15 protein-coding genes are annotated in these 18,103 nt (G+C 62.6%); 8 read left to right on the top strand and 7 right to left on the bottom strand.

Annotation, left to right across the window (positions count from 1 at the left end; genetic code table 11):
• Positions 1-25 precede the first annotated feature (25 nt).
• Positions 26-643 (top strand): LexA family protein, encoded by a 618-nt coding sequence (locus H3T93_RS01665; RefSeq protein WP_121913133.1) that lies wholly within the window; start codon positions 26-28, stop codon positions 641-643.
• Positions 640-1,992: a Y-family DNA polymerase gene (locus H3T93_RS01660; RefSeq protein WP_144177208.1), complete on the top strand. Its 1,353-nt coding sequence runs from the start codon at positions 640-642 to the stop codon at positions 1,990-1,992. The genes H3T93_RS01665 and H3T93_RS01660 overlap by 4 nt, the downstream gene beginning before the upstream one ends.
• On the opposite strand, the gene H3T93_RS01655 is transcribed toward H3T93_RS01660, so the two are convergent.
• Complete coding sequence (locus H3T93_RS01655; protein WP_186363889.1) at positions 1,989-2,681, bottom strand: ComF family protein; 693 nt, start codon at positions 2,679-2,681, stop codon at positions 1,989-1,991. The genes H3T93_RS01660 and H3T93_RS01655 overlap by 4 nt on opposite strands.
• Before the next feature lie 169 nt (positions 2,682-2,850).
• Positions 2,851-3,690 (bottom strand): HAD-IIB family hydrolase, encoded by an 840-nt coding sequence (locus tag H3T93_RS01650; RefSeq protein ID WP_395947965.1) that lies wholly within the window; start codon positions 3,688-3,690, stop codon positions 2,851-2,853.
• Positions 3,691-3,755: 65 nt separating this feature from the next.
• On the opposite strand from H3T93_RS01650, the gene H3T93_RS01645 reads away from it, so the two are divergent.
• Positions 3,756-4,190, top strand: a complete 435-nt coding sequence (locus tag H3T93_RS01645; protein ID WP_046323788.1) for a metallopeptidase family protein — start codon at positions 3,756-3,758, stop codon at positions 4,188-4,190.
• A 10-nt stretch (positions 4,191-4,200) separates the two neighbouring features.
• On the opposite strand, the gene H3T93_RS01640 is transcribed toward H3T93_RS01645, so the two are convergent.
• From H3T93_RS01640 to H3T93_RS01630, 3 genes are read right to left on the bottom strand one after another with little or no spacing between them, the layout of a single operon-like run.
• A complete protein-coding gene (locus tag H3T93_RS01640) occupies positions 4,201-5,724 on the bottom strand; it encodes a DUF5719 family protein (RefSeq protein WP_144177210.1) in 1,524 nt (507 codons plus the stop codon).
• Complete coding sequence (locus H3T93_RS01635) at positions 5,721-8,861, bottom strand: glycosyltransferase family 2 protein (protein ID WP_144177211.1); 3,141 nt, start codon at positions 8,859-8,861, stop codon at positions 5,721-5,723. The genes H3T93_RS01640 and H3T93_RS01635 overlap by 4 nt, the downstream gene beginning before the upstream one ends.
• 58 nt (positions 8,862-8,919) lie before the next feature.
• Complete coding sequence (locus tag H3T93_RS01630) at positions 8,920-9,177, bottom strand: WhiB family transcriptional regulator (protein ID WP_046323023.1); 258 nt, start codon at positions 9,175-9,177, stop codon at positions 8,920-8,922.
• A gap of 320 nt (positions 9,178-9,497) precedes the next feature.
• Between H3T93_RS01630 and H3T93_RS01625 the strand changes: the two genes are divergently transcribed.
• From H3T93_RS01625 to H3T93_RS01610, 4 genes are all read left to right on the top strand, one after another.
• Complete coding sequence (locus H3T93_RS01625) at positions 9,498-10,952, top strand: LCP family protein (protein ID WP_052733328.1); 1,455 nt, start codon at positions 9,498-9,500, stop codon at positions 10,950-10,952.
• A gap of 363 nt (positions 10,953-11,315) precedes the next feature.
• Positions 11,316-12,287 carry an LCP family protein gene (locus H3T93_RS01620; protein ID WP_232346966.1) on the top strand — a complete coding sequence of 324 codons (972 nt, stop codon included), beginning with the start codon at positions 11,316-11,318 and terminating at the stop codon, positions 12,285-12,287.
• 90 nt (positions 12,288-12,377) lie between these two features.
• Complete coding sequence (locus H3T93_RS01615) at positions 12,378-14,348, top strand: FtsK/SpoIIIE domain-containing protein (RefSeq protein ID WP_144177212.1); 1,971 nt, start codon at positions 12,378-12,380, stop codon at positions 14,346-14,348.
• 77 nt (positions 14,349-14,425) lie between these two features.
• Positions 14,426-14,704, top strand: coding sequence for a WhiB family transcriptional regulator (locus tag H3T93_RS01610; RefSeq protein ID WP_015021978.1), 279 nt, complete (start codon positions 14,426-14,428; stop codon positions 14,702-14,704).
• 100 nt (positions 14,705-14,804) lie between these two features.
• On the opposite strand, the gene H3T93_RS01605 is transcribed toward H3T93_RS01610, so the two are convergent.
• A complete protein-coding gene (locus tag H3T93_RS01605; RefSeq protein ID WP_046323025.1) occupies positions 14,805-16,292 on the bottom strand; it encodes a sensor histidine kinase in 1,488 nt (495 codons plus the stop codon).
• A gap of 168 nt (positions 16,293-16,460) precedes the next feature.
• On the opposite strand from H3T93_RS01605, the gene trhA reads away from it, so the two are divergent.
• The gene (gene trhA, locus H3T93_RS01600) at positions 16,461-17,381 is read left to right on the top strand and encodes a PAQR family membrane homeostasis protein TrhA (RefSeq protein WP_141650074.1); all 921 of its coding nucleotides are present in this window, start codon (positions 16,461-16,463) and stop codon (positions 17,379-17,381) included.
• Between the two features lie 164 nt (positions 17,382-17,545).
• Here trhA and H3T93_RS01595 read toward each other — a convergent pair whose 3' ends face one another.
• Positions 17,546-18,025: a GreA/GreB family elongation factor gene (locus tag H3T93_RS01595; RefSeq protein WP_024627331.1), complete on the bottom strand. Its 480-nt coding sequence runs from the start codon at positions 18,023-18,025 to the stop codon at positions 17,546-17,548.
• Positions 18,026-18,103: the final 78 nt, after the last annotated feature.

Genomic DNA, 18,103 nt, shown 5'->3' with positions numbered 1-18,103 from the left:
AATGTCATCGAGTTCGAGGTGTGCCATGGTCGCTACCATCCATGGGTCGCCAGAGGCGGCCCCTGCTTCTCTGCCGGAGTGCCGGGTCGATGCCCTGAGCCTCTTCCGAGGGCGCCCCAGTCCCGTTCCCCAGGCCTTGGAGGCCGTCCACGCCGGCTTTCCCTCAGTCGCTCAGGACTACTTCAGCGGCGACTTCAGCTTCGATCAGAACGTCATCGTCCACCCCGACGCCACCTTCATCATCCATGTGGCAGGCGATTCCATGACCGGCGCCGGCATCTTCGATGGGGATCTGCTGGTGGTCGACCGTTCCCTGGAGCCACGTGAGGGGGACATCGTCATCGCCATCCTGGACGACGAGCTGCTGGTCAAGCGGCTGGCCAGGTACAAGGGACGGACCATGTTGCGGGCCGAGAACCCCGCCTACCCCGACTTCATGCCCCAGGAGGGCGAGGAACTGGTCATCTGGGGGGTGGTCATCGGCAACTACCACTGGCAGCGGGTAGATACCAAGGGCGAATCCCGGAGCGGCTCTCCCCTGCCTCAGGTCACCTATCCCGGACACACCCTGCATGAACGCAGGCGTACGGGAAGCCAGGGCCGAAAACCCACCTATCCTTCCACGGGCTGGGGGTCGGCATGAGAGCGCCAAAACCAGCCGATCCTGCACCCGGGACCGCTCTGACAGGCCGAGTAGTCCTGGCTGATGCCAATTCTTTCTTTGCCTCCTGCGAGGCCGTCTTCGACCCGTCCCTGGCTGACCGCCCGGTGGTCGTGCTGTCCAACAATGACGGCTGCGTAGTGGCCCGCAACCGCCCGGCCAAGGCCCTGGGCATCACCAACGGCACACCCTGGTTCACCATTCGTGAACGGGCCCTGCAGGACGGGGTGGTAGCCCGCAGTTCCAACTATGAGCTCTACGCCAGCCTCTCCCGGCGCATGATGGCCATCATGGCCCATTTCCTGCCCAACCAGGAGGTCTATTCCATCGACGAGTGCTTCATGGACAGCATCTGGAACGACAAGCGCACTGTCGAGATCTGCCGGGAGCTGCGTGCCGCAGTCCTGCGGTCCACCGGCATTCCCGTCAGCGTGGGGGTGGCGCCTACCAAGACCCTGGCCAAGGTGGCCAACCACTGGGCCAAGGACCATCCCTCGACCGAGGGAATCACCCTCTGGAGCCAGGTGGAAGCCCAGTATGGCGACCAGGCTCTGGCATCAGTGCCCGTCGACCAGGTTTGGGGGGTGGGCCGACGGCTGACAGGCAGGCTCATGGGCATGGGCATCACCACCGCTCTGGATCTGCGCGATGCCGATCCCTCGCTGATCCGTCACCGGTTCTCCGTCATGCTGCAACGCACTGTCCTGGAATTGAGGGGACGGCCCTGCATCGAACCCGAGGCGGATGCCGCCAGGGGTGTGCGCACCGATCAGATTCTGTGCTCGCGCATGTTCTCCCACCCTATCGAGGGCTACACCACTCTGGCCCAGGCGTTGAGCATCTATGCCCAGAAGGCCTGCCGCCGTCTACGTCGACAGCACGGCCTGTGCGGCAAGGTGCGGGTCTTCTGCTCCACCAGTCCCTATGCGCCCCAGCAGTTCTGCGCAGTCGGCCGGACTGTCGTCCTGGAGGATCCCAGCGACGACCCCCTGGTCATCGCCGGCGCAGCCAGCCGGGCGCTCAAGGGTCGAGTGGATCCGCACGCCCGCTGGATCCGAGCCGGGGTGGTTCTGTTGGACCTGACTGATGCCGACCACTTCCACACCCTGGAAGGCCTGGACGCAGCCCGGGACACCCATGGTCTGGGGGATGTCCTAGAGGATGCCACCCGTCGTTTCGGCCCCTTCCGGGTAGGCGTAGGCTACGGAGGCATCCGCGGCAAGGGCCGAGGCGACGAAGATACAGGGGCCGACTGGGCCATGAACCGGGGCATGCTCTCCCCCCGGTCCACCACCCGCTGGGATGAGATGGCCGTGGTCCAGGCCCGCTAGAGATCCTCATGGCCTGGAGAAACGGCCGCTAGAGCTAAGGCAGCCAACGGCAGGGCACCTGCGGTTCCCAGGGCACAAGCGCACTGGCGGATGGTGGATCCTGTGGTGATGATGTCGTCCACCACCAGGACGGGATGGCCAGCCAGGCGTGGGGGATCCGCAATTGCGATCCGGCCCGCCAGCCGACGTGAACGGTTCCGACGGCCGCCCGCCTGGACGGACTTGGTTCTGACGGAGTTCATGATCAGCGCCGGTTCCACACGGGCAGTCAGGCCCTGCTGCTGCAGGGCCTGGACCAGAGACAGAAGGATCGGTTGAAGATGAACCCTCCCCCGCCTGCGCAGGGATGCGGACGAGGATGGAGCGGGAACCACCAGGATCGCCTTCGCAGGCTTGGACCGGAGCAGAGGATCGATCAGTCTGGCCAGGACTGGAGCAAGATCGGCCATGACCTGGCCCAAGGGTGCGTCCAAGGGCCGGTTGTCGTGGTCCTTCCAAGCTAGAATGATCCGCCTGACAGGTCCTCGATATGGAGCACAGGCCAGAGCCAGGCCCATGGCATAGGCGGGCGCAGGCACCGACAGGGGCCGGAAGAGCAGGGATCTGCAAGTGGGGCATAGCAGAAGATCGGGGCGATCACAGCCGGCACAGAATCGAGGAGCCAGCAAGTCCAGCGCCGAGCTAGCCAAGGCTGAGGCGACAGTACAAGCGGCCTGTCGGAACCGGCCGGATGCCAATGAAAGGTTGCACATAACGCCTAGTCAACCCTCAAACATTGAGGATAGGAAAGCAGGACAGAGCCATGTGCATAAACAGACCATCCGTTCACAGGATTGTCTGCAGACAGGTTCAGCAGGTTCAGACCAGATCTGCCTCAAGAGCCCGGATCAGGTCCAGGGCATCGGCCGGATTATGCACACGCAGAGCCATGGCCCCAGCCATAGCAGCTGGATAATCGTTGCCGTCCGGATCCATCCGGTCGCCCACGAAGGCGATCTGACCGACATCCACGCCCAGTATCTTGGCCAGGGAGGTCATGGCATAGGCCTTGTCGATGCCCTTGGCTGAGATGTCCACGCTGGTGGAGCCGCCGGATCGCACCTGCAGGTGGGGCAGGTCTGCGGCCACGGCCCGGGCTAGGGCATCCTTGCGGCTGTTGTCCGGATCCCAGGCCTCCTTGGCTTGGACGGGGGCCTGCTGACCCAGGGCGGAGAAGGTTATCTGGCTGCCGCGATCCTCGATGCGCGGCCCCCAGACCTGCTCCTCCCAGTCTCCCAGCTGCTTGGCCCTGCGCTCCAGGCTGGCCTCGGCTGCCTGCCGGTCCTGGGTGCTCAGATCGTGGGCATAAACGCAATCCCAGTTTCCATCTTGCCAGCGGTAGTAGCGGGTGCCGCTGGTGGGCATCAGATGCAGCTGATTGAAACAGGTATCCTCAGGCAGGGCATCCAACACCTGGTCGCGGAACTGGCTGAACCGCCCGCCAGAGACGATGGCCACGGGCCGGAACCGGGTGAGGGCAGCGAAATGGACAGCCATGGTCTGGTCCATGCGGGTCTTGGACAGCGCCAGGGTGTTGTCCAGATCGAAGGCCAGCACCCGTGCCCGTGCGCAGATGGACCTTATGTCTTGACTGCCCCACCAGGCCACGTTCACCGCACCATCCTCCGCCATGATTGCTCCCATCCGCTTGTCGATCATCGCTCCATGCTACAAGACACCCTGAATCGAAAAATGCCTCCGGGTTGGGGGCTATGGTGAGTGTCATGATCAACGATCAGCCGCCTTGGTCCCGTAGCGTCTACCGGAACAGTCATGGCCGGGGGATTCGTCGGCCCACCTTCGGCACCCGCCTGCCCCGCTATCGCACCAGATGCGGAATCTTCGACGATCTGACAGCAGCTCAGATTCGGCGGTTGGGCGCCGGCTGGCCACAACTGGTCAAGCCCGTCCAATTCGCGGTCGAGGATGTACCGCCATCCGACCCCACCCCATGGGAGGACCAGTCAGACCTCTTCTCACGCAGTTTTCCGGCAGGCCGCGGCATCCCCGCCAGGATCGTTCTCTACCGAATGCCCATCCAGAGCAAGACCCGAGACCGCACGGAGCTGGAGCTGATCATCCGCGACGAGCTTGTCCTCCAGCTGGCTGACCTGTACGGGCGTGACCCCGAAGAGATCGACCCCATGTGGGGACGCTGAGGGCCGAATCTTAGGGCAGGACAGTGGAGTCTGGGCCGGAGCGGATCACGGTGGTCGTGGGCATGAGCCCGTCAGGAGTCATGATCGCCAGACCAGCCAAGCCAGCCTGTTTGACCGCGTCCACACTCAGGCGTGCGTTCCAGATCAACCGGGAGGAGCCATGCTCGGAGTCCTCATTCAGCCGCACGGCGGCCACATGGTCGCCCAAATCGTGGGCTGAAAGCTCATGGGCACGACCTGCTTCTATGGTCAGCGAGCGCTCCCCCAGCTTGTTGCCCTTCTCGTCGAATCCAACCAGTTCGGCCTTGATCTGATTCGTCGATGGATTGACCAGCGTCAGCGCGGCCTGGGCAGGCTGGGATATAGTCAGGGCCGAGGAGGCAGCAGCAGTCCCCGCGGGAATCAGAGCCAGGTCGGACTGTGACTGGTCCTGGCTGCCCTGGCCTGTCACCTGCAGGACTGCACGGACGGGCCGGTCGGCATGCACCTGCAGAGCCAGCTTGCCATCGGGCACACCACCCAGATTCACCGCCGTGGCCTGAGAGTCCCGCAGATCCACCCGCCGCAAGGATTGCTGACCGCCTTCATCCACCCAGAACAGGTCCACCGCCGTGGCATGGGATCCCTGTAGAAGCAGAGTGGCCTGGTCAGCCCCGCGCAGGCCGGGAATGACCAGATCACGGCCGGGAGCCGCCAATGTAGTCACCTGATCAGACCCGCGTGGATCGAGCCCGGCCATGACATTGACGGAGACCGACATGGCTACCGGAGCCTGTGAGCTGCGAGCCCGGACGTAGATGGCCTGCTGACCAGGAGCCGCCGCAGACAGATCATATGAGGCATGGCCGCCAGGAGCCACGGTCATGGTCTTGCCTGTCTCCAGGGGCAGCCTACCTGAGGAGTGCGAACCCTGGACCTCGAGACTGATCACCGTGGCCTTGGATGACGGGTTGTAGACCACCAACCGCTGGGTATTCCCTCTGCTGGTGGCGGGCAACAGGAAGTCGGCATCCATGACGGCCCGGGGGCAGGCCAGCGCCTGGATTCCTCTAAGATCACCCTTCGTGGCCCAGGAGACCATACCGGCAGCAGCCCCCGTACCCGGCTGGGACTTGAGCATCCGGGAATCGAAGGCAGTGGCCGAAGCGCCGGGGTCGAGCGAAGCGGCCATGACTTTCTGCCCGTCCAAGAGATCGGGATCAGTCAACGTGGTGTGTCGCCCACTTCCCATTGGGGTCAGGCTGGAACTGCCAATGGATCCGAAGGCGGCGGCCGTGACGCGGGAGCTCAGATCGCCCTCCGATGCCTTGAACTGGTCATCGCCGACCTTATCCTCGTCCGCTACCGTCATTCGAGCCGGGCAGTAGGCCGCTACCTCTCGCTGACTGACCCGGCTGGAAACGGCTGTAGATCCTCGGGCACCATCAGCCAATGAGGCCGGAGGTGCCCAGATCAGCAGAGCGGCAATCAGGACCGCCACCAGAGGCGCCGTGACCAGAGCGGCCACCAGGGATCCCTTGCTTCGTGCACTCATAGCTGCTCCCCTCCAAAGTAGCCCGGACGCGGCAGAGCCACCAGGCAGTATCCCAGCAGGACCAGGCACAGGGTCCACAGCCAGACCCGCCTCCAAGTGCTGGCCTCTGCTCGTGTGACACCAGTCATGTCAACGCCCACGTCCTTGCCGGACTGTGAGTTCAAACGGAAATAGGTTCCCTGTGCATTGGCCACCACCTGCTGGGCACCTTCGCTGGCGGTGATATTGGACACCAGGTCATCGTTGGGCGTGGACCCCAATCCCGCTGCTCCGGAACGATCAACTGGCACGTAGATACCGCCGAAGCCTAGGTCGGCCACCGCAGCTACGGCTTGTGAGTCGGCTTTGGCCATCAGAGCAGCTGCTGAATGCGAGAGGACACCCTCGCCAGCCAGCTGATTGCCATTCACTCTCTGGACGCGCAGGGCAGGCGAGGCATCTACCAGCTCTCCTCGTGAGGTGTGCAAACCGGTGTAGGCCACGCGACCATGGGAGGGCGATGTCAGCACCAGCACCCGATGGGATGGATCCTTCTCCAGGTAGTCCACCGCCACAGCCGGAAGCTGTCGGCCGTCCGCAGACAGGGGCCCACCGACAGGCGCCACCAGACCGATCACTGCTACACCCACAGTGACTAGGGCCAGGACCAGGACCAGCAAGAGCCTGAAAACACGTCCGCCACCATTAACTGCAATTGCAGAGGTTGAAGAGGATTGCGCAGGAGGCAGGGGCGGACGATCGGCATCGTTGTCAGGGGCCTGATCATGCCCAGAAGCAAGGGGCGAGAAGGGACGGACGGCCCTGCCAGCCAGCAGACCCAGGCAGGCCAGAAGACCCATAAATGCCATCATCATGCCAGGCAGGACTGAACCGGCCACTGGACCGGTCTCGTCCAGGCCAGTGCAGACCGCCTGTGAGACCAGCGCCAGGACCAGGCCCAACAGGACCGTGATCCAAAGAATCCTGGCCGCCTTGAGCACCCGAGGCACAATCAAGGTAACAAAGGCCAGGAGGACCACCGCCAGCAGACAGCAGGCCAGCGTGGCAGGACGCCAGAGTTCAGGTCGCCACCTGGTGGGCCATAGGGCCGAAGCATCCAGGCCCAACAGGCGGGCCAGCAGTTCCCCCAGGCTCCCGGTTCGAGGCTGACCGGTCAGATCCACCGAGGGCACCATCAGATCTGCGAAAAGCTGCCTCCAAAGCCCGTCCTTGGCATGATGCAGGGAGTTGACCAGGGTTGGCGCCAGGGCCAGCACCGAAGGCAGGGGCATCAGCAACAGCATTATCCGATGGGATGACACCAGGCAGATTGCCATGATGAAGAGCGGAATCATGGCCAATATGAGCTGAGGTTCGGCTACCAGGACCGGCAGGAAGCAGATGGAGGCCAGAGCCGCCTGCTGCACCGAAGCCTTGGGGTGCACGGGAGCCTCGGTCTGATACAGCCCCACGGCCTTGAAAACGAAGGCAAAGGCGGCAGGCATGAAGGCCATGACCGTCAGCATGGGCAACTGCAGACCATCCACGATGCCTAGGGCGAATGCCAGACAAGTCCAGAGCAGCCCCAGCAGGAAGCGGATGGGATTGGACCTGGTGACCACGCCGGCCAGGGCCCAGAAAGACAGAGCGGCCAGCCCCGTTTCAGCCAGGAGCATCAAGGCCATGGCCTGGGCCACATGACCGCCAGTCAACAGGGCGAAGGGTAGGAGCACCAAGAGGAAGGGGGCAGGAACTGCAGGCTGTCCCACGCCCCCGGCCCAGGACCAGGAGGTGGTGGCCGCCGCCAGCAGGCGGGACCAGTCGGCTCCTGACGAGGGCAGGAAGGGCGCGTGGATGGCACCTCCTGAGAAAATGGCTCGGCAGAGGGGCCAGTGAGTGGCAACCAGAGCCACCAAGACTGCTATGGTCATCCCCGATGCCCAGGCCAGGCGACGCAGGAACTGCTGGCGCAGATGAGCCAGGGCCAGGTGGCTGAGCATGGGATGTTCCTGCTGATCGCGGAAGGCTTGCCTACGCTGCCGCCACTGCCGGATCTGCTGACTGTTGGCCTGAAGAATGTTCAATCGGCGTGGACTACCATGGCAGGCGGAAGTCAGACGGCGACGCATGGTCAGCAAGGCCGCAGGACGGGTCAGAATCCGCCAGGGCGCACACAGACGGCACAGGGCCCTGTAAGGCCGTTTGCCGATGAGATCAAGGGCCATGAACCACAGTGCCGCCAGAACTCGCCAGAGCCAGACCAGCGGCCACCAGGGAAGGGCAAAGTCAGTCAGCAGGTAACGCTCCCGAGCCAGTATGGGCCCCATGGAGGCATCCAAGGGACGGTCGGGCTGCGCCGGCCGCCCATTCCGGTCGCGCAATCCGCTCATCCGTGCGCTGGCATGGGCCATCCGGACACTGGGCACCACTACCACACGCCCCCCTGACAGGCAGATGCGGCGGCAAAGGTCGTCGGCTTGGCCGAAAGTTCCAGCCCAGGCACCTGGTCCACCCAGATCCTTCATAGTCTGCATGGGCACCAGAGCACCAGCCAGACTCACCGCAAAAACATCCTGACGTGCGTCATACTGCTCCTGGTCGGGCTCGCTGTCCACTACCAGGCTCACCGTTCGGTGATGGTAGGCATACCGACCCACATCCCGCAGTCCCTCGCCCTGCCAGTCATACTGCTTGGCGCCCAACAGGGAAGCAGTGGGATTGCTGTGCCAGGTGTCCACCAGCCTGTCTAGGCAATGCTCATCCATTGGACGGCAGTCGTCGTGCAGAAGCCAAAGGGCACGGATTCGACCAGGCAGACGGGCATAGCCAAGTGCCTTGTCCACGGCATCGCCGAAGGAAGAGGCGCCTTTGGCACGAACCACCTGCACTTCCACCCGCGCTGGCCCGTCCACCGGGAACTGCGCATAGAGAGGCTCCACAGTGATCCCCGAACAGTCCGCAATAACTATGACCCTAGGCAAGAGGCTCTGTCGCAAGAGGGCACGCAGGGTATCAGACAGGTAGGTCAGGTCATGCTCGACCGTGATCACCGCCGCCACAGCATCCTCCACATGAGGACTGGCAGCAGGCGAACATGCGTTCATAACTGCAGAGAGAACCTGCCGGACATCCTGGGCTTGAGGCGCGACGAAACTCATGCGTTCCAGTCTACGCAATCCAGGTCACCGGATGCCTCGCTCGGGCACCTGCGGCGATTCAGACCTGATGCTGCGCGCGCATCCTCTTCTTGTAACGGCGGCGCTCCCGTTCGCTCATGCCGCCCCAGATGCCAAAGCGTTCGTCGTGTTCGACCGCCCAGTCCAAGCACTGCTTTCGGACGGTGCAGTCGGCGCAGACCCGCTTGGCTTCCTGAGTGGAGCCTCCCTTGCCTGGGAAGAATGCTTCCGGGTCTGTCTGTGCACAGAGCGCCTCGCTCCGCCAAGATGGTCCGATGTTGACTTCGAACCATTGCATCAGCGGCGTCAGCCTGTTTTTAGTTGTCCTGTTTTTAGTTGTACTGCTGTATCGAGTGTCTATAAAACCACTCATAGCGACCCCCCAGTCCCTAGTGTGTTTACACACTTTTATTACAGCCGCTACGGAGGTCTTCTGTCAACCCCTACATGCCTGCAAGCGCAACTGAGCAACACGTGGAGGAGGCCATATCGCCCGAAGAGGAGCTGCGGATGAGGGTCAGACTATACTATGACTGGTTCAAGCACGCTTTACCGTCATCCCGGTTCTTCCCGCCGGAATGACCCCTACAGCGACAGCCGATGAGGAAGGCATAACCATTGACGTCCCCAACCAGAAAGATGGGTCTGCCCAACATCAAGGCGGGCAGGAACGGCAAGCCCCAGCACAGCGGTGGGTTTCGCAACAGCCACCGTCTGCGCACGGGCATCTGTCTGGCCCTTACCTTCATTCTTTGTTTCGTAGCCTCGACAGTGGCGGCCTTCTGGACCGACATCAACGGTCACATGCACGTGCTGGAGCCCGTCACCCTTGCTCAAAGCCACAAGGCCCCGGAAGACATCTACAAAGGCAAAACCCTGAACGTCCTGGTCCTGGGACAGGACACCCGGGACGGCAAGGGCAATGCCGATGTGGGCGGCAGCGGCGACGGCCTAGAGGAGAATCACCAGTCGGACACGGCCATGGTGGTCCAGATCGCCGCAGACCGTTCCTACGTGAACGTGGTCTCCATTCCCAGGGACTCCATCGTGAACGCCCCGGCCTGCACCACCAGCAAGGGGGAAACCATTCCGGCCCGCCGCCAGGTCATGTTCAACTCCATCTTCGCCGAAGGCTACAGCCAGGGCGGCGATGTGAATTCGGCCGCCAGCTGCTCCCTGGCTGCGGTCCGCTCACTGACCGGTTTGGACATTCAACAGTTCGCGGTGGCTGACTTCAACGGTTTCAAGTCCATCATCGACGCCCTGGGCGGGGTCGACGTGTGCATCCCCAAGGATACCTGGGACGGCTATACCGGCATCAACCTGAAGCGCGGCCTGCGGCATCTGGACGGAACCCAAGCCACCGAGTACGCTCGCATGCGCCATGGAACCGCCGCCGACGGGTCGGACATTATGCGAACCACCCGCCAGCAGTATCTGATCAAGAGTCTGGTCAACGAAGCCAAGGCCGTCAATATCTATTCCGACCTGCCCAAGGCCTACCGTCTGGCCACCACCTCCATGTCCACCCTGCAGCTGAGCGAGGGCCTGGGCAACTTCCAGACCCTGCTGGGTCTGGGTAATTCGCTCAAGCACATAGACACCAAACATATCTACGCCCGTACCATACCTGTCGAGGAATGGTCCCAGGACAATTACCGAGTGGTATGGACGGATGAGGCCGACACTATCTGGCAACTGCTCCGAGAAGGGAAGCCTTTGACCCAGGCCAATGAGGCTGCAGAGTCAACATCTTCATCAGACAAGCAGGCCAGCAATGATCAGGATGCCCAGAGTGTCCAAAACACACAGGGTGCTACTCAGACAGCGGGCAACGGCTCTGACACAGAGGACGGCACCCAATCCCCATCTGCGTCCGCCGCTACTCTACCCAAACCCAATCCCCGCACCGGACTGATCACCATGCCTGACAAGACCCTGATAGATCCGAACACGGGCGGAATTGTCGATCCGGACGACGGAACCATCAGGGATGCAAACACCGGACAGTACATCGGTATGGCGGACCGCTACCTGTTCGCTACGGTCTGTGCGGTTCCGGCGCAGAGATAGCCGATTAAGCCGCTGGGTCGTTCAGGCATGCTATTGCTTACCTAGTCGGTCAAAGCTACGGAGGTTAAGGGTATGCGGACTGGATCAGACCAAGGCGGACAGGGACAGGAGCCTCCTAGCTTCATGCCCTCCGGTCATCACCGTCCGGCTGCCGACCTCGGAACCCCAGGTACCGAGGCGAGACACAGCCGTAGCCAGACGCCTCCCAGCTTTTCCCCCTCCTCCGGGACTGGGCATCAGCCGGGGCAGACCAGCGGGGCTCGGAAGGCCAGACGCACCAGCGGATCATCGAAGATCACACCCCAGCCAAGGGCCACGGCTGCACCTGTTGGAAACGACTGGAGCAACAGAAGCAATCGAAGCATGCGCAATGGCACTGCCCTCGTCCGCAGACACCCCTTGCGCAGATTCATAACCATTCTGCTTTTGGTCCTGCTGCTGGCACTGGTCGTACTGGCGGGTGGAGGATGGTTCTGGATCAATGGCAAGCTCACCCGCGACAAAATGCTGACCGATGCCCCTGGTTCAGAGGCCACCACATGGCTCCTTCTGGGATCGGACCAGCGCGACGGTTCTCCGGGGGCCGGACAGGATGCCAGCATCACCGGCTTCCGCACCGACACCATCCTGGTACTGACCAAGCCCCGGCACGGAGCCGCCTCCTTGATTTCAGTCCCCCGGGATTCCCTGGTCAAGCAGGACGGGGATTACATGAAAATCAACGCCGTGGCCTACACATCGGGCTACCGGGCCCTGACCGGCCAGATTGAGGACATCACCGGCCATAAGGTCGATCACGTGGCCTTGATCCGGTTTGGAGGCCTCAGTAAGGTGGTCGACGCTCTGGGCGGTGTCAGGCTTTGCTACGATGCAGACGTCAACGACCCCAACTCAGGCATGGTCTGGTCCCGCGGCTGTCATCAGGCTGACGGCGGCATGGCCCTGGCCTTCACCCGCATGCGCTACTCGGATCCCAAGGGGGACTTCGGGCGTGCCGAACGCCAGCGTCAGGCCATCTCAGCCATCACTGCCAAGGCGCTCCAGCCCTCGGTCATGCTCAACCCGTCGACGGCCGGAAAGGTCCTTTCGGCGGGTCTGGATGCCTTGGTGGTGGATGAGCGGACCAACCCCATAGACCTTGTGCGCATGGTCCTGGCCTTCCGCAGTGCCAGCAGCAGCAAAGGCATCACCGGAAGCGTCTACTGGGCGGATCCTGACTACTATCCGGGCTGGGGTCTCGGTTCCACCGTTCTGCTGGATCAAGCCCGCAACACCGACCTGTTCAACAAGCTTGCGCAGGGCAGTCATGCCCCCGGAACCGTCGGCGGCATGTAGCACCGTCCGCCAATCCCAGCCAGATTCCACATTCGACCACATGCCAGATTTGCCCTGGAACTCCCCAGCCGGGCCCTTCATGCTGAAGACATGATAAAGGCCAATTCATCAGCAGCTGCATTTCCGATATCAGCAGCCGGGCCGAAAGTCTCTAACCAGGTTGCAGGCGATTGGCACTCTGCCAGCGTCAAAGAGCGAACGGCCAAAAAGGGAAGGATCCAGGTCATTCTGACCCTGGTCGCCCAAACGACTCCGGCCCTGGCCCAGGCGGGCATGATCTGGTACGCAGTCGGCCAGGGACGCTGGATATTGCTCCTCCTCTTGTTGCCCAGCCTGACAGGTACCTTGGCCATGCTGCTTTTGAGCCTGCTGCGAGCGCATCAACAGCCACCGCCATCTCTCACCGCCCACGCACAATTGGAATACGGCATAGCATCGAATCGTGCTTCTCTATCGACAAGCACAGAGGACCAGACACAGCAGGACTTGGCTCAGCTGGCCTCCGACCCAGGCCCTCGGCTGGAGTCCCGACTGTTGGGATCGGGGGCTTCGGAAGCACATGGTCTGCTCTGGCAGAGCATCGTTCATGCCTGGCTTGCCGCATCGGGGAAGACAGCACCGGCAATCATCGGTGCCCGTCCTGATCACAGACCGCTGGTCATCGATCTGCCGCGTGACGGACCCCACGCCCTGGTGGCAGGTACAACGGGATCAGGCAAGTCGGTTTTTCTGCAGACCTGGTGTCTGGCCCTGGCCGCCAGTCAGCCTCCAGACCGGCTCAATCTGGTCCTGCTGGACTTCAAGGGCGGTGCCGGCTTCGGCCTGTTGGCCCGACTGCCACACACCGTGGGCTGCGTGACCAATTTGGATCTGGACCAGGCCGTACGAGCGCTGAACGGCCTTCAGCGGGAATTGGAGCGCCGTCAGCGCCTGGTTGCCAGAGCAGGGGTGGAGGACACTGCCCTGATGTCCGATCCACCGGCGCGCCTGGTGGTGGTCATTGACGAGTTCCAGGCCCTGCGCCAACTCCTGCCCGACTATCTGGACAAACTGACCGCCCTTGCATCTCAGGGCAGGTCCCTGGGTATGAACCTGGTGGCCTGCACCCAGCAAACCATGGGGCAGGTCAGCGCCCAGATGCGTGCCAACATGAACCTGGGCATCTGTCTGCGCGTGCGCGACCCCCTGCAGTCCAAAGAGTTGCTGGGGTCCTCCTGCGCCACAGCAATTGACCCTGCCTGTCCAGGTCTGGGCTTCCTGGAGCAAGGTCGGGGCCCCCAGGCCTTCCGCACCTGCCCAGCAGCTGACCCGCAGGCCCTGGTGGAACAGATCATCAAAGCCAGTCGCTTCTGCGGCAGCCGACCGCCAGCACCGCTCTTCTCGCCTCCCCTGCCAGAGCGTGATCCGGCCTGCGGAAAGATTCTCTGGCAATCAGGGCAGCCCCTGATACCTTTGGGACGCACCGACGACGGTGTCCTGCTGCACCTCTACCACCTGCCCCTCAAAGGTCATACGGCCGTGATTGGACCGCCAGGCCGAGGAAAGAGCACCCTTCTAGCCCTGCTGCTTCGTTCCCTGCTTACCCTGATGAAGCCGGGAGCCCAACCAGGACCCAGCTTTGATTTGCGCATCACGCGGCGAACAGGCCAGGGCTACAGCAGCCGGGACTCCACAGGTCCGGTGCCGACACCGCCTAAAGGTCATCAACGTGGCAACCGGGGGCTGGTCTGGATTGTTGACGATGCCCAAGACCTGCTGGATCCGCTCTGTCGGGATCCATTGTCCCCGCTCTTGCAGGAGGCTTTGGGACAGGAGGGAACCACGGTGATTCTAGCTGTGGATGCGGCAAGTGCCCTGCGCAGACCTGAGCGTTTCAGCCGTCGTCTGGTGTTCCCCTGTGGCGAACGGGGGGCCGATCTGGCGGCTGGCATCCCCGCCGATCAGCTGGCCGCCCTATCCACCCGGGCCAGCGCCATTCCTGGACGGTGTCTGGTTCTGGAGGCGGGTCACGCCATTCCGCTACAGGTGTTCTCTTTAGCCGTAAAACAAATGGACCCTTGAAAAAAGTCACCCATCGTGCTTATCTTGCATAGGGTAGTGATAAAGCACAGATAAAAACTTCTTGGAGGCTTAGGTAGATGAGTAATGCGTTTGATTGGCGCGCCAAGGCTGCTTGCCGTGACAAGGACCCTGAGCTGTTCTTCCCTGTCGGCAACACAGGTGCAGCCTATCAGCAGATCGAGGAGGCCAAGGCTGTCTGCCGGACCTGCAAGGTCATTGACGCCTGTCTGAAGTGCGCCCTGGACACCAATCAGGATTACGGCGTCTGGGGCGGACTGAGCGAGGACGAACGCAGGGCTCTCAAGCGTCGGGCCATGCGTGCGCGCAGGTCTCAGGCCATGCAGATGCAGTCCTGATTCCTTCCCGATTGCACCGAACAGTTAAGGGGCGATGGCTTGATGCCACCGCCCCTTTCTTTTCCTGAAAAGCACCCCTCGCTAATAGGTTTTCGGGATATCACACGTCCTGCGCCACGCGCAGCTTGATGTTGATGACCACCCGGGTGCCCCCATCCCGGCGTGGCTCCCACTTGACCGTACCGCCGAAGTCGTTGGTGACGAAGGTATTGATGATCTGCGTGCCCAGCCCGGACCCGGTGGACCGAGCCTGTCCCTGATCCGACTCGGTGCTGTAGCCGTTGCCGTCATCCTCGACCACCACATTCAGGTTGTTGCCGCCCCGGCCTACCGATATGGTGATATGCCCCTCGTCACGGCCCTCAAAACCGTGTTCGACAGCATTGTTGACCAGCTCGGTCAGCACCAGGGACAAGGGTGTTGCATCCTGGGCTGGCATCATCCCGAACTTGCCCACGTAGGAGATGGTGATGTGCTGGTCGCTGGTAGTGGCCAGGTCCACGCTCATCTTCAGCAGGTTGGCAATCACCTTATCGAAGTCCACAATCTCGTCGGCGGTCTGGCTGAGGCCCTCGTGAACCACGGCGATGGTCTGGACGCGGCGCTGGGCCTCCTCCAGCTCCTTGCGGACCTCGTCTGACTTGGTGCGCCTGGCCTGCAGCCGCAGCAGGGCTGACACGGCCTGAAGGTTGTTCTTGACACGGTGATGGATCTCGGAGATGGTGGCATCCTTGGTCTGCAGCTCCTTCTCCCGGCGGCGCAGCTCGGTCACGTCCCGGCAGAGAACGATGGCGCCGGTCCTGCCCTGTTTGCCGTACAAGGGCAGGGAGCGCATGGAGACAGCCGACCCGTTGGCATCTAGTTCCGAGTCCACAGCAGCCTTGCCCGATAAGACCAACGGCAAAGAGTCGGGCACAGGATCGTTCTCCTTGAGCAGGGAAGTACCAATCTCGCTCAGGTACTGGCCAATCATGGTCTCCACTGAGCCCAGTCGGCGGAAGCAGCTGATGGCGTTGGGTGAGGCATAACGCACTACGCCGCTTGCCGTCAACACAAAGAAACCGTCGGCCACCCTGGCGTTGTGCCGCTGGTTGAGCACCGAATCCGCGTAGGGGAACTCGCCGCGGGTGATCATCTCGAAGAGTTCCTTGCCCGCGTTGATGCTCTCGCTCTCGTAACGGCCGTTGGACTCGCGCGTGGCCATGTTGGTCTCGCGGACCACCAAGCCCAGGGTTTTGCCCTGGTGACGGATAGGGGCATAGACATCGCAGACCGTGGCGCGGCCGATGGTCCGCAGCTTGTTGGATCGCAGCACCCCCTTGGACTGCATGGCCGCCTCCAGCTCCTCGCTGCGATCGGTCGGGAAATGCTCTCCGACCACATCTTCGGTGCGCAAAGACATGACCGTTGAGGGACGGCACTGCTCGGCCACAGTGAACTCCCCCTCGCCGGTACGCAGCAGGAGCAGCAGGTCGGCAAAGCTTAGATCGGCGATGACCTGCCAGTCGGCCACCAAGTGGTGGAGCCACTCGCGGTCCTCCTCATTGCAGTCGTCGCAGGAAGCCAGAATCTCGGAAAAATCAGCCATGCCCTCCATCATACAAAGGGCCCGCGGAAGCAGATAGGCGGGTCATGCCCAGGGCGATGATGACATGCGCGTCCAATACACAGGTCTGGGGTAGGGTGGTTCACGGATGTTTCGCCCCGGCTACCGGACCCGACAGGCCCGGACCAGTCAAGGGGCCAAGGGAGGGCCATGGCAACCAGGACCAGCGAGGACGGCAGACCGCCTGAGGACCAGGAGGTTGATCCCGATCTCGAACGCCGCCGTCAGCAGCGCCGCCAGGAGCTGACCTACCTGCGCAGGGACGCAGAGGTGGCCCATGAGGCCCATCTGCAGGCCAGGGCCGATGCGGTACGCGCCAAAGCCAAGGCCAAGGCTGCACGGATCATGACCAAGGCCGAGATGAAAGCCTCACGAATCGAGGGCATCCCCGACATGGAGATCGAGCGCAAGGTCCGCCTGGATGTGCACGGCCGCCCCAAGCCCCTGCTGCGTGGCTGGATTCACGCCGTGGCCGCCCCGCTGGCCCTGGCCGCCGGCATCGTGCTGATCTGTTTGGCCCACGGCACTGGCCTTAAGCTGGCATGTGCGGTCTTCATGGTCGCCTCACTGGCCCTCTTCGGTAACTCGGCCCTCTACCATCTGGGCGACTGGACCCCGGGGACCACGGACGTTCTGCGCCGCCTGGACCACGTCAACATCTTCCTGCTCATCGCCGGCACCTACACGCCGATTTCCTTTGCACTGGACCCCTTCTGGCGGCGGGTCATCATCCTTGGCATGTGGGGGGCCAGCCTGGTGGCCATGATCGTCCACGTCTTCTGGATCGATGCTCCCCGCTGGCTCTACACCCTTGTCTACGTGGTCTTCGGAGTCTCGGGAGTGGGCTTCCTGAAACTCTTCTGGGACTCCCCCATGGCCGGTCCGCCGGTGGTTTGGCTGATCGTGGCCGGCGGCCTGGCCTACATCCTGGGGGCGATTGTCTACGGTCTGCGTCGGCCGGACCCTTGGCCCCGGGTATTCGGCTTCCATGAGATCTTCCACTGCGGCACGGTCATCGGCTATGCCTGCCACATCGTGGCCATCTATCTGGTGGTCTGCAACCTGCGCTGAGCGGCTCTCCAGCCGAACCGTACTCTCAACAAAGACCATCGGCCCGCCTTACGAACCAAGTGGTCATTCATAGAGCAGCCACCCACAGACGAAGCCGCCCCCCGTCGACCATGGCGGGGAGCGGCTTCATTCAGGCCGAGCTGGGACGGTGAGGGGTCGTCCCGCTACTTGAGAGGCTGGGCATCCTTGACGGTGACCGAGATGTCCTTGCCATTGGGAGCCTTGTAGGTCACGGTCTGGCCCTTCTTGGCGCCCATGAGGGCCGCGCCGATAGGCGACTCGGGGCTGATGACGTCATAGTCGGTGGCCACGGTCAAATCCCTGGAACCCAGCACATAGACCATTTCGTTGCCGGCCATGGTCAAGGTCACCAGGGATCCGTTGCCCACCGTGCCAGCCTTAGGAGCCTTGAGGATCTTGGCGTTGCGAAGCTTGACGATCAGCTCGTTTATCCGCCCCTCGTTCTTGCCCTGCTCCTCGCGGGCAGCCTGGTAGCCGCCGTTCTCGCTCAGATCACCCTCGGCTCGAGCCGCCGCGATACGTTCGGTAATCTCGTCGCGGTACTCGCCCTGACGGTGGTCAAGCTCCTCCTTCAGCTTGTCGTAAGCGGCCTGTGTCAGCAGAATCGTCTTTTCCTCAGCCATGTGATTCCTCCTTGTTTAATGCACTTGTCTCGTGGCCCGACCTGAACTGCAAAGTCAAGGGTATGAAAAAGGCGCCGG

This window comes from Bifidobacterium sp. M0404, from assembly GCF_016101415.1.
Classification (GTDB): Bacteria; Actinomycetota; Actinomycetes; order Actinomycetales; family Bifidobacteriaceae; genus Bombiscardovia; species Bombiscardovia polysaccharolytica.
The sequence above is the reverse complement of the archived record's forward strand: the minus strand, read 5'-3'. Positions and strand labels throughout refer to the sequence as shown.